We start from the raw sequence: 15589 nt of genomic DNA, 5'->3' as shown, positions 1-15589 counted from the left end.
CGTCGCCATCGTCGGCGCCGGTGTCGGCGGCCTGGACGATCGGGAACGGGAGCACCTCGATGCGGTATGACCTCGCGGGCAGGACCCTGCTCGTCACCGGCGCGGCGCGTGGCATCGGGGCGCGGTTGGCCCGCGAGGCCGCCGCCCGCGGCGCGCGGGTCGCCCTGGTGGGTCTGGAGGGCGAGCGGCTCAAGCAGCTCAGCGACGATCTCGATGCGCACTGGTACGAGTGCGACGTCACCGACCAAATGGCCCTGGACGCGGCCGTCGCCTCCACGGTGGACCGTTTCGGCGGCATCGACGTGGTCGTGGCGAACGCCGGCATCGCGAACCTCGGCACCGTGGCCGTGGGGCCGGTCGACGCGTTGGTGCGTACCGTCGAGGTGAACCTCTGCGGCGCGATCCGCACGGTCAGCGCGGCCCTGCCGCACGTCACCGCCGCCCGTGGCCACGTCCTGATCGTCTCGTCGGCCGCGGCCTTCACGGCGATGCCCGGCATGGCCGCCTACTGCGCGTCCAAGGCGGGCGTGGAGCAGTTCGCCAACGTGCTGCGCCTGGAGACCCGCGCACGCGGCGTCACCGTCGGCACGGCTCACCCGATCTGGATCGACACCGACCTCGTGCGCGACATCCGCGACGACCTGGCATCGTTCCGCGCCACGCTGCGTCGGTTGCCGTGGCCGCTGTCCACCGTCGTGCCCGTCGAGCGGTGCGTCGACGCCCTGCTGCGCGGCATCGAACGCCGCAGGCGCAAGGTGTACGTGCCCCGCTCGCTGGCCGTGGTGCAGGCGCTGCGGCCGCTGGTGTTGAGCGGCCTCTCCGACGCGTTGATCACCCGGCTCGGCGGCCGGACCATGGTCGGCCAGATGGAGGACGAGGTACGCCAGCTCGGCCGCTCCTTCGGCAGGACCTCGGTGGGAGGGAAGTCATGATCGTTCACTTCCGTCGGGCGGGCAGCGGCGAGCCACTCGTGCTCATCCACGGCATCGGTCACCGCCACCAGGCGTGGGAGCCGGTGTTCGACCGGCTGACCGCCCACCACGAGGTGATCGCGCTCGACCTGCCCGGTTTCGGGAACTCCCCGGTGCCCGAGGGCGGCATGCCCGCCGACATGGCCGCCACCGTCGCGGCGGTCCTGCCGGTCCTGACCGGGTGGGGGTTGGACCGTCCGCACGTGGCCGGCTACAGCCTCGGCGGGGCGATCAGCCTGGAGCTTGCCGCCACTGGAGCGGTCGCCTCGGCCACCGCCTTCTCCCCCGCAGGCTTCTTCACGCCGGCCGAGCGCCGGCGCGCGCTGGCCATCCTCACGATGTTGCGGGCCAACTCGTTCCTACCGGCCCCGATCATGCGGGTGGCGCTGCGGTCGGCGTACCTGCGGGCGATGTGCTTCGCGCCGCTGATGGCCCGCCCGGCGTTGCTGGACGCCGACCGCGCGTTGGGCGACGCGCTCGCCCTGCGGCGGGGGCTCGGCTTCACCGCGGTGGCCCGAGCCGCCCGTGACTACCGCTTCGACGGGGTCCGGCTGTCCGACGCGACGGTGCCGGTGACCATCGGTTGGGGTGACCGCGACCGGATCTTCGGTGTTCACCAGGCCGAGCGGGCCCGGGCCGGCCTACCGGCGGCCCGGGTGGTGACGCTGCCCCGCTGCGGGCACGTACCGATGAGCGACGACCCCGATCTGGTGGCCGCGCTCATCCTGGAGACCACCGGCGCCGTGCCGCGCGAGCGGTCGGACCCGTCGGTGGTGACTCCGGCGGCCCGAGGTCAGGAAGGTCACTTCACAGAATAAAAACTTGCAGGCTCCGCAAATTGTCTCCTAACCTCGCCCGAGTGACCGATACCGACCAGGCTGCCCCCGGGCGTCGGGACCGCAAGAAGCGGCAGACGCGGGCCGCGCTGACCGCCGCCGCCCTGCGGCTGGTCGCCGAACGCGGCCTGGAGCACGTCACGGTCGAGGAGATCAGCGAGGCCGCGGACGTCTCCTCGCGCACCTTCTTCAACTACTTCACCTCCAAGGACGAGGCACTCACCGAAGACCCCGCGCTCGACGGCGCCCCGGTCGTGGCGCGTATCGCCGCCGCCGCGCCGCAGATGCCGGCGTTGCGGGCCGTCCGGCTCGCCCTCGACGAGGCGATCGACGCGATGCAGGCCGACCGGGAACTGTGGCGGCTCCGCCTGGTGGTCATCTCCCAGAACCCCGCGCTGCTGCCCCGGCTGATGACCGGCAACATCGCGACCGAACAGGCCATGGTCACGACCATCGCCGCCCGCCTCGGCGTCGCTCCCGACCACGGCCACCCCGCGCTGGTCACCGCCGTGGCCGGTGCCGCCTTCCGCACCGCCATGCTGCGCTGGGCCGCCGACGACGACACCCGGCCCCTGCGCGACTTCGTGGACGAGGCGTTCGCCGCGGTCGCCGCCGGCCTACCGGATCCACCATCGTCCTGACCCCGCCCCGGTTCACCAGTGCCGGGGCGAACCAGTCCGTTACAAACCCGACAAGGGAGCGTCAATGACCACCACCGCCCCGCCCGCCGACAGTGCCGAGGTCGGCACGCGCATGTCGCGTCGGGAGGTTCTCCAGGCCCTCTCCGGGCTGATGGTCGGCATGTTCGTGTCCATCCTCGCCTCCACCGTGGTGGCGAACGCGCTCCCACGGATCATCGCCGATCTGAACGGCAGCCAGACCGTCTACACCTGGATCGTCACCAGCGAACTGCTCGCCATGACGGCGACGGTGCCGCTGTGGGGCAAGATGGCCGACCTGTACAGCAAGAAGCTGCTGATCCAGCTCTCGCTGGGGCTGTTCGTGGTGGGTTCACTGATCGCGGGCTTCACCCCGAACGTCGAGGTGCTGCTGCTCAGCCGTGTCGTCCAGGGCATTGGCGCCGGCGGCATGACGGCCCTGGCCACGATCGTCATGGCGGCGATGATCCCGCCGCGCGAGCTGGGTCGCTACGCCGGCATCTTCGGAGCGGTCTTCGGTGTCGGCACCATCGCCGGTCCGCTGATCGGCGGCCTGCTCGTCGACACGTCGTGGCTGGGCTGGCGCTGGTGCTTCCTGATCGGGGTCCCGTTCAGCATCCTGTCCATCGCCCTGCTGCAGCGCACCCTGCACCTGCCGGTCGTCCGCCGCAAGGCCAGGATCGACTGGCTGGGCGCGGTGCTCATCACCTCGGGCGTCTCCACGCTGCTGATCTGGTCGTCCCTGGCCGGGAACAAGTTCGACTGGGCCTCCGGCTGGACGGCCCTGATGGTCGTCGGCGGTCTGGTCCTGCTGGCGCTGGCCGTCTTCGTCGAGTCGCGGGCCGTGGAGCCGATCGTCCCGCTCGACATCTTCCGCAACCGCACGGTCTCGCTGGCCACGATCGCCAGCGTGCTGGTCGGTGTCGCGATGTTCGGTGGCACCGTCTTCCTGTCCCAGTACTTCCAGATCTCGCTGGGCAAGTCGCCGACCGTCGCCGGCCTGATGAGCCTTCCGATGATCTTCGGTCTGCTCGTCTCGTCGACGGTGGCCGGCCAGCTCATCACCAAGTTCGGCCGGTGGAAGGCCTACCTGGTGGCCGGCGCCGCCGTGATGACCCTCGGGATGGTGCTCCTGGGCACCATCGACGCCAGGACCAGCGTCGTCGTCCTGTCGATCTACATGGCGGTGCTGGGCATCGGCGTCGGCATGCTCATGCAGAACCTCGTTCTCGCCGCGCAGAACGACGTGCCCGCCAACGAGCTCGGGGCGGCCACCTCCACGCTGACGTTCTTCCGCAGCATGGGCGGCGCCATCGGGGTCAGCGCCCTCGGCGCGGTCCTGGCCAACCGGGTCACCTCGCTGACGACCGAGCGCCTCGGGCCGGCGGCAACGGCCGGCGGCGGCAGCGCCGAGGTGCCCGACCTGTCCACCCTGCCCGAGCCGGTGCTGCGCGTCATCCAGGACGTGTACGGCACCGCGACGGCCGACCTCTTCCTGGTCGGCGCGCCGATCGCGCTGCTCGCGCTGGTCGTCGTGCTGTTCATCAAGGAAAAGCCCCTGCACACCCTGAGCGGGGACGAACGACGCGTCCAGGAGGAGGCGGCCGCGAAGGCCGCGATCCACTGAGCCGTACGCACCAGCGGGGGCGGGCCGGTCGGCCCGCCCCCGTTCGCGTCCACCGGTGGCGTGGCCGCGTTTTCCCGTAACGGTGAGGGGCAGACCGGTCGCACCGTAACGTGGGATCCAGCCGATCAACGGCTAACGCCAGACGTGTGCCGAGCCGCCACCGTGGCGGCGAGAGCCACTCGGCCAACCGCCGGGAGTCCGGCGAGATTCCCCGACCCGGTGTCATCCGGGTCTGCGCGGATTCTGCCCAGTAGGCAGCGCGACGGTGCGAGGCTTCGGACAGCTCTGCACCGCCGACGGCCTACTCAGCCGCAGGAGGTGCGGACGATGCCCATGCTGTCGGTACTCGATCCTCGGCACACTGTCGCTCCGCCGGGGTACAGCCGCTGGCTCATCCCGACCGCGGCGTTGGCCGTGCACGTCTGCATCGGGCAGGTCTACGCGACGAGCGTCTACAAGAACTCCCTCATCGCGCACTTCGACACCAGCCAGACGGCGATCGGGGCGATCTTCAGTATCGCCATCGTCATGCTGGGTTCGTCCGCGGCCGTCGGTGGCCGGTGGGTGGAGCGGAACGGACCGCGCCGCGCGATGTTCGTCTCCGCCTGCTTCTGGGCCACCGGGTTCCTGGTCGGTGCGCTCGGCATCGCCACCCACCAGCTCTGGCTGCTGTACCTCGGGTACGGCGTCATCGGCGGCATCGGGCTCGGCATCGGTTACATCTCGCCCGTCTCCACCCTGATCAAGTGGTTCCCGGACCGGCCCGGTCTCGCCACCGGGCTGGCCATCATGGGCTTCGGCGGTGGCGCCCTGGTCGCCGGCCCGCTCGCGCGCCAGTTGCTCTCCCTCTACGACCCGGACTACAACCCCGGCAACCCCGCCGCGGTGGCGTCCGGGCATGCCCTGGTGGCGCTCTTCGTCACGTTCGCCATCGGATACTTCGTGATCATGATGTTCGGGCCGTTCAACGTGCGGGTCCCGGCGCCGGACTGGCGGCCGGCCGGGTTCGACCCCGCGCGCGTCGCCAGCCGGCCTCTCGTGACAAGGGCGAGCGTGTCCGCGTCGAACGCCGTGCGCACCCGTTCGTTCTGGCTGCTGTGGATCGTGCTGTTCTGCAACGTCACCGCCGGCATCGGCATCCTGGAACAGGCCAGCCCGATGATCCAGGACTTCTTCCGGGACAACGGGGTCAGCGCCGTCTCGGTATCGGCGGCGGCCGGTTTCGTGGGAGTGCTGTCCCTGTTCAACATGGCTGGGCGGTTCGTCTGGTCGTCCACGTCCGACCTCATCGGGCGCAAGCCGATCTACATGGTCTACCTCGGCGTCGGCATGGTGCTCTACGCGCTGCTCGCCGTGGCCGGCCACTCCGCGACGGCGGTCTTCGTGCTGATCGCCGCCGCCATCATCTCGTTCTACGGCGGCGGCTTCGCCACCGCCCCCGCCTACCTGCGGGACCTCTTCGGCACGTTCCAGGTCGGCGCCATCCACGGCCGGCTGCTGACCGCCTGGTCGGCCGCCGGCATCGCCGGCCCGTTGATCGTCAACGGGATCCTCGACACGCAGGGCAAGCCCGGCACGCTCACGGCATCGGCGTACCGTCCCGCGCTGTTCACCATGGTCGGCATCCTCGCCATCGGGTTCATCGCCAACCTGCTGGTCCGTGCCGTGCCGGAACGGTTCCACGAGCCCGACCGGGGATCGACCTCGCCAGTGGCGCGGGCCACCGTGACCGAGCCGGTCGCCCTCGGCAAGGACAGCCAACCTCCGGTGCCGCAGCGGGTCGGCACCCAGACCGGGCGGCTCTGGCTGTCGTGGCTGCTCGTCGCGGCGCTGCTCGGGTACGGCATCGTCCAGACCGCCATCACCGCCGCGAAGCTGTTCACCGGCTGATGTCCTGCGCGTCCGGGGCGGCGGACGTCCGCCGCCCCGGACGAGGACGAGACCGACCAGCGCCCCCGATGGCGGCGCTTCGGGGCTAGGGGCGGGCGGCCGGCTCGTTCTTCTGAGGGAGGCGCTCCCGCTGCGGCACCACCGTGTACTTCGGGTCGCGCGCCGACACCCTGCCGGCCTCGAAGACACCGAACCGGGTGGCCACGGACGAGGCCACGAGGGCCGCGCCGGAGATCGCCGACAGGATCCGGCTGCGCCGGCTGAGCAGCGCCGTGGCGGTGCCCACCGCGAGCAGGGCCCGCCCCGCCGTGACCAGCCGGCCGCTGCGGCCGTGCCCGTAGGGCTCGCCGGTCAGCCCCAGCCGCTCCAGCCGGCGCCCGCCGACGAGTTCTATGGTCGCGGCGGCCAGGGCGAGCTTCCGCAGCGGAGCGGTCTGCGCGGCCGGCGCCGCGATCAGTCCGACCCCGGAGGCGGCGGCGAGCGCGCTGCCGGCGAAGACGAAGGGCAACGACGGGTAGGCGTCGTGCCAGGCCGGTACGGCGGTGTCGGCCAGCAGGACCCCGGTGTACGTGGCCAGCGCCGGCGCGGTGGCCGCGGCGGCCAGGCCGGCGACGTTGCCGACTGTCGGCGCCACCCGGCGGGCGAGGCCGAGCGGGCCGTGCTGCGGCAGCAGCGGCGCGAGCTCGGCGACCGCGGCCACGCCGGCCATCGGCCCGAACGCGGTGAGGATCCAGGTGCCGATCGACATCGGCGAGGTCAGCTTGGCGACCCGGAGCATGTGGTGGAAGCGGTCCGGCCGCCCGAGGTCGTGGACCAGGAGGTACGTGCTGGCGGCGACGCCGCCGAGGGCGGCCCACCGGCCCACCGCGCGCAGTCCGGGCCGCCCGGTCAGTTGGGCGCCGGCGCCGATCAGCGAACTCCCGGCGGCGAGCCCGCCGGTGAACAGGTAGCCGGCGATGTCGTGTTTCCACACCGGCGGCTTGAGGATCGGCCTGCCGTAGTAGGAGGCGAAGTCGGCTGGCGGCACGGTGAGCTGCTCTCCACCGTGGCCGGCCCGGCGGCGGCGCTGCCCGTCGGGCCGGTCCGGGCCGGCCGGGGACCCACGGCGGCCTGCCGGCTCCGGTGACATCGCGCCGGTCATGGCTGCCTGCCAAGGAACGCGAGCGCCGTGGCGGCGGCCATCGCCAGTGCCGCGAGGCCGGCGCGTTTCCACATGGCCGGCAGGTCGCGGGTGGTCACGATCGGGTCCGGTGGCAGCCCGTACACCTCGGGCTCGTCCAGGAGCAGGAAGAACGCTCCGTCACCACCGACCCCGTCGTTCGGGTCGTGACCGTACAACCGCGCGTCCGGCACCCCCTGCTCGTGCAGAGTCGCCACCCGCGCCGCCGCCCGCTCCCGCAGATCATCCAGGGCCCCGTACTGGATCGACTCCGTCGGGCACGCCTTCGCACACGCCGGCGTCATTCCCACACCCAGACGGTCGTAGCAGAGTGTGCACTTCCACGCCCGGCCGTCGTCCTTGCGCTGGTCGATGACGCCGTAGGGGCAGGCGGAGATGCAGTAGCCGCAGCCGTTGCAGATGTCCTCCTGCACCACCACCGTGCCGAACTCCGTACGGAACAACGAACCCGTCGGACACACGTCCAGACACGCCGCGTGGGTGCAGTGCTTGCACACGTCCGACATCATCAGCCACCGGAAATCCGTGCGCTGCTCCACGCCCGTGCCCCGCCCCGGCGGCTGGGCCCCCGGCATCCCCAGGAACTCCGGCCCACCGGACATCCGGGCTGCCGCCGCGGGCGAGCCTGGCGGCAGACCCGGGTCCGTCCCGGTGTCGGTGCCGGTACGCGCGCCGACCGCCGCCGTTTCCGGGCTGATCGGCGGTCCGTCCGGTTCGTGCTCGAACGCGGGTGTCGCCCAGCCCGCCGAGCGGGGCTGTTCGACGAACGCGACGTGCCGCCACGAGTTCGCGGTCAGGGCGCCCGTGTTGTCGTACGACATGCCCAGCAGGTCCAGGCCCGAGGCGGGCACGTCGTTCCACTCCTTGCAGGCCACCTCGCACGCCTTGCAGCCGATGCAGACGCTGGTGTCGGTGAAGAAGCCCATCCGCGGTGGCGGGTCGACGTAGCCGGCGTCGGGCGCCGGGTCGAGCGGGCCGTACAGGCTGTTCACGTGGGGCATCGGTCAGACCTCCCGGTCGCGGCCGCTGTCGGCGACGTCGGTCGTGACCTGCGGTGGATAGTGCGGGCCGAGATCCCCCGACCGTCGCCGGTAGTCGACGAGGAGGTTCAGCAGGTCCTGTCCCCTCGGGCGTCGACCGGGCCGTACGTCGCAGGTGCCGACCTTGCTCTCCTGGATCAGGACGTTCGGGTCGAGGCTGATCCCGAACAGGTCGTTGGCGGACTCGCCGGTGACCAGGCCCTCGAACCCGAAGTGGTACGGCAGCCAGAGCTGGTGGATGATCCGGCCGTCCACCCGCAGCGGGGTGAGGCGGTCGGTCACCAGCACCTTCGCCTCGATGGCCGCGCGTGCGGTGACCAGGTGCGCCCAATCGAGGTGGGTGAGCCCGCGTTCGACCGCCAGTTCCGGTGACACCTCGACGAACATCTCCGGCTGCAACTCGGCCAGCGGACGGACCATCCGGCTCATTCCGCCCGCCGTGTGGTGCTCGGTCAGACGGCTGACCGTGAAGACGTACGGGAACACCTGGCTGTGTTCCTCGGGCGGACTCGGGTTGAGCGTGTTGATCGGGTGCGTGTAGACCTTGCGGGTCGGGTTGGCCTGCTGCCGGTAGAGCGGGTTGCGCACCGGCGACTCGACCGGCTCGTAGTGGGTGGGCATCGGCCCGTCCAGCACGCCGGTCGGCGCGTACAGCCAGCCCTTGCCGTCGCCCTGAAGGATGAACGGGTCGTCACCCGCGATCCCGGCCACGCCGGAGGAGTTCGGGGGCGGCCGGTACGTCGGCGGCTTGGTCTTCTCGAAGTCCGGCACGTCGTACCCGGTCCACTCGGCCTTCTCCGGGTCCCACCAGACGTACTTCTTACGCTCACTCCACGGCCTGCCGTCCGGGTCGGCGGAGGCGCGGTTGTAGAGGATCCGGCGGTTGGCCGGCCACGCCCAGCCCCACTCCGGGGCCACCAGGGACTGCTCGGCGCCGGGCTTGCGGCGGGCGGCCTGGTTGACGCCGTCCTCGTACACCCCGGTGTAGATCCAGCACCCGGCGGCGGTGGAGCCGTCGTCCTTCATCTCGGTGAACGACGACAGCGGTCGACCGCCGGCCACCTCGTAGCCGTTGATCTCGTACAGCACCGCCTCGGCGCTCGGCTCCGCGTGCGGGCCGTGCGTCGGGTAGTTCCAGTTCAGGTCCAGCAGCGCCCGGTCCCGGGGCTGGGTCGACGTCGACAGCCGTTCCCGGATGATGCGACCGAGGTGGTAGAAGAACCACAGCTCCGAGCGGGCGTCGCCCGGAGGCTCGACGGCCTTCTCCCGCCACTGCAACAACCGCTGGGTCTGGGTGAAACTGCCCTCCTTCTCCACATGCGAGGCAGCGGGAAGGAAGAACACTTCCGTACGGCACTCCTCCGGCACGATCTCGCCCGTCTCGATCTCCGGGCCGTTCTGCCAGAACGTCGCACTCTCGATCATGAACAGGTCCCGGACCACGAGCCAGTCCAGGTTCGCCATCCCCAGGCGCTGCGCCCGACCGTGCGCCGACCCGACCGCCGGGTTCTGGCCGAGCAGGAAGTACCCCTTGACCTTCCCGTCGATCATGTTCAACACCTGCTGGTACGTCCCGTGATCGCCGGTCATCCGCGGCATGTAGCCGTAGCAGTAGTCGTTCTCGGCCGTCGCCGCGTCCCCCCAGTACGCCTTGAGCAGGTTCACCCCGTAGGTGCGGGCGTTGCCCCAGAAGCCCTTCTGCCCGGGGTGGTGGATGCTGTCCACCCACTCGTCGAGGGTGGGGTGGTCGGCGTGGTGTGGCATCGGCAGGTAGCCGGGCAGCAGGTTGAACAGCGTCGGGATGTCGGTGGAACCCTGGATGCTCGCGTGGCCCCGCAGCGCCATCACCCCACCGCCGGGGCGGCCCACGTTGCCGAGCAGCAGTTGGATGATCGCGCCGGTGCGGATGTACTGCACACCCACGCTGTGCTGGGTCCAGCCCACCGAATAGACGAGCATGCCGGTCCGGTCCCGACCCGAGTTCGCCGTCCACGCCTCACACAGGTCGAGGAACTTCTCCTGCGGGATACCGCAGACCCTCTCCACCATCTCCGGCGTGTAGCGGGCATAGTGCCGCTTGAGGACCTGGTAGACGCAGCGGGGGTGCTGCAACGTCTCATCCCGCTCGGTCTGGCCGTTGACCGGTGCGCCGTGCGACTCGTGTTCCAGCCCCGCCGCGGTCTCCCGCTGCGTCTCGGTGTCGCGCGGCGTCGCGTGCTGGCCCTCCCCCTCGTACCGCCAGCTGGTCTGGTCGTAGCTGGCGTTGTCATCCTGGAAGCCGGAGAAGAGCCCGTGCATGTCCTCGGTGTCGCGGAAGTCCTCGGACAGGATCGTCGCGGCGTTGGTGTAGGCGACCACGTACTCCCGGAAGTCGAGTTCGTTCTCCAGGATGTAGCGCACCACCCCACCCAGCAGGGCGATGTCGGTCCCCGCACGGATTGGCAGGTACGAGTCGGCCAGCGCGCTGGTCCGGGTGAACCTCGGGTCGACGTGGAAGACCCTGGCGCCGCGCCGCTTGGCCTCCATCACCCACTGGAAACCCACCGGGTGCGCCTCGGCCATGTTCGAGCCCTGGATGACGATCACGTCGGAGTGCGCCAGGTCCTGCTGGTACTGGGTGGCGCCGCCGCGACCGAAGCTGGTCCCCAGACCGGGGACGGTGGCGGAGTGTCAAATACGGGCCTGGTTCTCGATCTGGAGTGCCCCCATCGCGGTGAACAACTTCTTGATGAGGTAGTTCTCCTCGTTGTCCAGCGTCGCCCCACCCAGGCTGGAGATACCCAGCGTCCGGTTCAGCGGCCGGCCCTGCGCGTCGACGTCCTCCCACGTCTCGTCCCGGGCCGCCAACACCCGGTCGGCGATCATGTTCATCGCCGTGTCGAGATCGAGGTCCTCCCACTCGGTGCCGTACGGCCGGCGGTAGCGGACCGTCGTCTGCCGCAGCGGGCTGTTCACGAGGCTCTTGCTGGCCGCGCCCTTCGGGCAGAGCCGACCCCGCGAGATCGGGCTGTCCGGGTCGCCCTCGATCTGGGTGACCTGGCCGTCCTTGACGAACACCCGCTGACCGCAACCCACCGCGCAGTACGGGCAGACGGACCGGGCCATCGAGTCGGCCGTCTCGGTGCGGGCGGTGAGTGACAGCGAGCCGGCGGACTTGGCCGCGGCACCCCGACCGAGCGGGTCGGTGCCGGTGAGCTGACGGTAGAGCGGCCAGCTTTCGACCCAGCGCCGCACCCCCATTGCCGCACCTTCCCGACGAAAGCGACTAAATGTGAACAGCCTGACACTAGACGAGGCGCCGTCCGGCCCGCAGCGGATCCCGCGGCAACCACGCGATCAAATCCGTTGCCGGCACCGAGGTCCCGGCCCTAGGTTCGTGGGGCACCTCCCGGTGCGCAGGCAACGGCTACTTCCGCTTCCAACGGGGAGACGTGGGTTCGAATCCCACCGCCACCTTCCCGGTGGCGTCGACCAGCGGCCCAGGTCACCTTGGCCCGCGAGGGCCGGTCGCCGTCGCCGCTCCGGCCTCGGGAGGTGCACTCACGCCGCACGCCCGGTGCGACGGACACGGCTACTTCTTGGTGAAGGCCCTGCAAGGGCCCCGCGGTTCGAGCCCGCAAAACGCCGTGTCCACTCTTGATCTCGGGTGTGCGGCGTGACGTGTCTCCTCCTGATCACGAGATCGCAAACTCCGTTGCCCGGCCGTCGCCGCCGCCGCTACGGTCGTGACCGCACTTCCCGGTGCGCAGGCGACGGTTACATCTGGAGGGGTTCACACCCCGGTGAAGGACCATCCGTCACCGACTCCGATCTCGGGAAGCGCGACCACGCCACACACCCGGTGCGCAGGCAACGGTTACTTCAGGGTTCCGCAGATGGGGGTTCGAGTCCCCCGACACCTCCGGGTGGATGGTTCAACGGACAGAACGGCGGACTAGTCCGTGTCCGATTCTGATCTCGGGTGTGTGGTGCGGTGGCGCCTTCCCGACCGACCGACGTGGGGGACGTCATGGCCAAGTTCAACCTCAAGCTCCGCAAGAGCCAGCGCCGACCGGTGACCGCCGAGGGCGCACCCGGCTTCGCGCGCGAGCCGCGCCTCGAGCTGTTCCTGCTGGGCGTGTCCACCATGGTCGGTGAGGACACCTTCTACGAGGGGGCCACCGACCGGGACGCGCGATTCCGGGACCTGGTCGCGGCCGTCGCCGTGGCCGACCCCGACTGGTTCGCCCGCTTCGTGCCGTGGCTACGGACCGGCGCGATGATGCGGTCGGCGTCCGTCGTCGCGGCGCTGGAGGGCGCCCGCGCCCAGGTTGCCGCGACGATTCCGGGGTCCCGGGCGGTCGTGGACGTCGCCCTGCAGCGTGCGGACGAGCCGGGCGAGGCTCTCGCGTACTGGCTGGGTCGCCATGGCCGGGCGCTGCCCAAGCCGGTGAAGCGGGGCATCGCCGACGCGGCCGTCCGGCTGTACACCGAGCGGAGCCTGCTCAAGTACGACTCCGTCGGGAGCCCGGTGCGGTTCGGCGACGTCATCGACCTGACCCATCCCACCGCGAAGGACGAGCGGCAGGGGGACCTGTTCCGGCACGCGCTGGATCGGCGGCACCAGCGGGACAACCCGCTGCCGGCCTCGCTCCGGATGCTGGCCGCGCGGGATGCGCTCATGGCGCTGCCGGTCGAGCAGCGGCGGGAGGTCACCGATCCGGCGGTGCTGAGTGCGGCCGGTATGACGTGGGAGGCCCTGGCCGGGTGGCGACAGAACGCGATGGACGCCGCGGCGTGGGAGTCGATCATCCCGACCATGGGCTATCTGGCGCTGCTGCGCAACCTACGCAACTTCGACCGTGCGGGAGTGAGCGACGCCGTCGCCGAGACGGTGGCCGCCCGGCTCTCCGACCCGGCGGAGGTCGCCACCTCGCGGGTGCTGCCGATGCGGTTCCTGTCGGCGTACAACGCGGCACCGAACCTGCGGTGGGCGTACCCCTTGGAAAGGGCGTTGCAGGCCGCCCTGGCGAACGTGCCGGTCCTGGACGGACGGACCCTGGTCCTCGTCGACACGTCCGGTTCGATGCAGAGTTCGTTCAGCAAGGACGGCTCGCTGCGCTGCTGGGACGCCGCCACGGTGTTCGGCCTCGCGCTGGCCGCCCGGGCACGGGCTGCCACGGTGGTGTCGTTCTCCAACGCCAGCCGGGTGTTCCCGGCGGTGGCGGGCGAGTCGGTCCTGGCGGCCGTGCGCCGGTTCAAGGACGGCGGCTACTTCTACGGCATGGGAACGGACACCGAGAAGGCGGTACGGGAGCACTACGACCGGCACGACCGGGTGGTCATCCTCACCGATGAGCAGGCCCACTGGCACGGCTCGGCGGACGTCGCCGCAGCGGTGCCCGCGGAGGTGCCGGTGTACACCTGGAACCTGGCCGGGTACCGGGTCGGCCACACGCCGACGGTTGCCAACCGGCACACCTTCGGTGGCCTGTCCGACGCCGCCTTCGCGATGATTCCGCTCATCGAGGCCGGATCCCACGACCGTTGGCCCTTCTGAGCGGCGGGGCACCGACGCACGCTGGTCCCGGTCGACGACGACCGGGACCGGCGGGTGGCGGTGTCAGGAGGCGGCGATGCCCGCGGCCTGCGGGTCAGGGTGGGTGCTACCGCTGCCAGGCGTCGATGGCCTGCACGCCGTCGCGCACGACCCGGTCCAGGATGGTGGGGTTGCCGCTGCTGCCCTCCCAGCCCTGGTCGTGGAAAACGGTCACGGCGTCGTCGACGCGCGCCACCGCGATCTGGCTGGACGCGTCGCGGCCGGTGCGTTCGCCGTTCAGGCTCTCCTCGGCCCACGTCCGGGTCAGCAGCAACGCCTCGTCGCCGACGCCCGGCAGGGCCCGGCTCTCGACCTTGACGGGGTCTCCACCCTGGTCCTTGTAGGACGGGCACCCCTGGACAGCACCCTGGAGTCGTCGCAGGTAGGCCGCCGCGCCGTCGCCGTCGAAGGTGAAGATCGTCTGGTGGATCATGCCCTGCGGGACGTTGCTGTCGGGATCCTCGGGCTTCTTGTAGGTGAGCGTCATCGCGGCGCTCGCGGTGACCTGTCGACCTCCGGTGCCGAACTCGTTGTCACACAGGGTCGGCAGGGCGTCCGCGACGGGCGTCGCCCGTCGCGGTGACTTGCGCAGCTCGGGCGGCAGGTCGACGAAGGCCGACGTCGGGATGGTCACCCGGGCGCTCGCGGTCGCGGACGGCTCGTTCACCTGAGGTGTCGGCGCGGGTGCGGTCGTCGGTGGGGTGGTCGACGGAGCCGGACCGGCCCCGTCCCCACCGGCGGTGCAGGCAGTCAGCGAGACGGTGCCGAGCAACGGCAGGATCAGTGCGAGCGCCGTTCGCACCCGGGCCGTCGGTAGTGGCGTGTGGTCGCTCATCATCACCTCTTCGCGTCCACCCCGAAGTGCCCTGCGACGCTCCGACCGAAACGAGCACCGCCGACGGACCTCAGGTCGCGTCCGGCAACCACGACCCGAGCACGGCGGGGTCGGCGACCGCGGCGAGCACCCGCGCACGCTCCTCCGCCGTCAGGGGCAACTGCTGGAGCCGGCTCCCCCAGTCCGGTACGCGCTCCGGCTCGTTCAGCGCGACCGACAGTTCGATCAGCCCGGCGAGCGCCAGTCCCTGTTCGATCGCCGGTGCGTCGTCGCCGTGCCGGCGCAACCCCGAGTTGAGGGCCCGGAAGGCCGCCCGGTCGTCCATCTTGAACTCGCGCAGGATCCGCGCGTTGTCGAGCACCCGGGCCAGCCCCTGCAGGTCCTTGGAACCGCCGTACTCCACCTCGGCCGGCTCGTCCCGCTGGATGAAGATGATGGTGTTGCCCGACGGGTCGACGATGCTGAACCGCGACGCACCGGCGCGGTAGCGAGTCATCCGGGGCAGTCCCTTGACGAGCACCTTGCCGTAGGTCCGGCGCATCGCCTCGGTGAACGCCGCGTGGTACGCCGCGACCGAGTCGACCATCACCAGGCACCCGCCGGTGGTCTCCGCCGACGGGTCCAGGCCCTTCGGCGCGCGGGCGTAGTGCAGGTCGAATCCACTCCAGTGGAAGGCCAGGTACACGTAGGGCCTGGTCTGCTCGTAGGTCACCGCGAAGCCCAGCGCACGCCAGAACGCCAGGGTCTCCTCCGGTGACACGCAGTGCAGCAGCGGCACGGTGGTCTCGTTCGGCAGGACACGGACCTCGTCGATCGTCATGGCCACTTCCGATCCCGTAGACAGGCCGGCCATTGTGCCAGCGTCCGCGACGGCCCACGACGAATTGTGTCTCCTACCAAGGGAGGAGGCCGGCTCCGACCGCGGGCCGCAAGCGGGGCTCCCGGTCGGACGCGGTCGGCGGACGTCGCCACC

General features: G+C 71.0%; 10 protein-coding genes, 1 tRNA gene and 1 pseudogene. 7 read left to right on the top strand and 5 right to left on the bottom strand.

The features are described 5' to 3' along the window. Positions 1-59 precede the first annotated feature (59 nt). From ACTWLT_RS10160 to ACTWLT_RS10140, 5 genes are all read left to right on the top strand, one after another. Entirely contained in the window at positions 60-932 is an 873-nt protein-coding gene (locus tag ACTWLT_RS10160; protein WP_445318098.1) for an SDR family oxidoreductase, read from the top strand. Beyond that, positions 929-1789: an alpha/beta fold hydrolase gene (locus ACTWLT_RS10155; protein WP_445318097.1), complete on the top strand. Its 861-nt coding sequence runs from the start codon at positions 929-931 to the stop codon at positions 1787-1789. Before ACTWLT_RS10160 ends, ACTWLT_RS10155 begins: the two co-directional genes overlap by 4 nt. Positions 1790-1830: 41 nt before the next feature. Then, positions 1831-2448 (top strand): acyl-CoA-like ligand-binding transcription factor, encoded by a 618-nt coding sequence (locus ACTWLT_RS10150; protein WP_445318096.1) that lies wholly within the window; start codon positions 1831-1833, stop codon positions 2446-2448. A gap of 64 nt (positions 2449-2512) precedes the next feature. Then, the gene (locus tag ACTWLT_RS10145) at positions 2513-4093 is read left to right on the top strand and encodes an MDR family MFS transporter (RefSeq protein WP_445318095.1); all 1581 of its coding nucleotides are present in this window, start codon (positions 2513-2515) and stop codon (positions 4091-4093) included. A gap of 333 nt (positions 4094-4426) precedes the next feature. Beyond that, positions 4427-5983, top strand: a complete 1557-nt coding sequence (locus ACTWLT_RS10140; protein WP_445318249.1) for an OFA family MFS transporter — start codon at positions 4427-4429, stop codon at positions 5981-5983. 85 nt (positions 5984-6068) lie between these two features. Here ACTWLT_RS10140 and nrfD read toward each other — a convergent pair whose 3' ends face one another. The 3 genes and pseudogenes from nrfD to fdh form a co-directional block, all read right to left on the bottom strand. After that, positions 6069-7124 (bottom strand): NrfD/PsrC family molybdoenzyme membrane anchor subunit, encoded by a 1056-nt coding sequence (gene nrfD, locus ACTWLT_RS10135; protein WP_445318094.1) that lies wholly within the window; start codon positions 7122-7124, stop codon positions 6069-6071. Then, positions 7121-8164 carry a 4Fe-4S dicluster domain-containing protein gene (locus ACTWLT_RS10130; RefSeq protein ID WP_445318093.1) on the bottom strand — a complete coding sequence of 348 codons (1044 nt, stop codon included), beginning with the start codon at positions 8162-8164 and terminating at the stop codon, positions 7121-7123. The genes nrfD and ACTWLT_RS10130 overlap by 4 nt, the downstream gene beginning before the upstream one ends. A 30-nt stretch (positions 8165-8194) precedes the next feature. Then, positions 8195-11443, bottom strand: a pseudogene (gene fdh / locus ACTWLT_RS10125) (formate dehydrogenase); the annotation flags it as partial. A 150-nt stretch (positions 11444-11593) separates the two neighbouring features. Here fdh and ACTWLT_RS10120 point away from each other — a divergent pair. Both ACTWLT_RS10120 and ACTWLT_RS10115 read left to right on the top strand, forming a co-directional pair. Then, a tRNA-OTHER gene (locus ACTWLT_RS10120) sits at positions 11594-11656 on the top strand. Positions 11657-12212: 556 nt separating this feature from the next. Further along, positions 12213-13742, top strand: coding sequence for a TROVE domain-containing protein (locus tag ACTWLT_RS10115; RefSeq protein WP_445318091.1), 1530 nt, complete (start codon positions 12213-12215; stop codon positions 13740-13742). Positions 13743-13848: 106 nt separating this feature from the next. Here the strand turns inward: ACTWLT_RS10115 and ACTWLT_RS10110 are convergent, their stop codons facing one another. Both ACTWLT_RS10110 and ACTWLT_RS10105 read right to left on the bottom strand, forming a co-directional pair. Beyond that, on the bottom strand, positions 13849-14616 hold the full coding sequence (locus ACTWLT_RS10110) for a hypothetical protein (protein WP_445318090.1): 768 nt from the start codon (positions 14614-14616) through the stop codon (positions 13849-13851). A 70-nt stretch (positions 14617-14686) separates the two neighbouring features. Then, positions 14687-15436, bottom strand: a complete 750-nt coding sequence (locus tag ACTWLT_RS10105) for a DUF8817 family protein (RefSeq protein WP_445318089.1) — start codon at positions 15434-15436, stop codon at positions 14687-14689. Positions 15437-15589 lie beyond the last annotated feature (153 nt).

The organism is Micromonospora yongxingensis, assembly GCF_052601155.1.
This window is presented reverse-complemented; position numbering and strand designations above follow the sequence as displayed.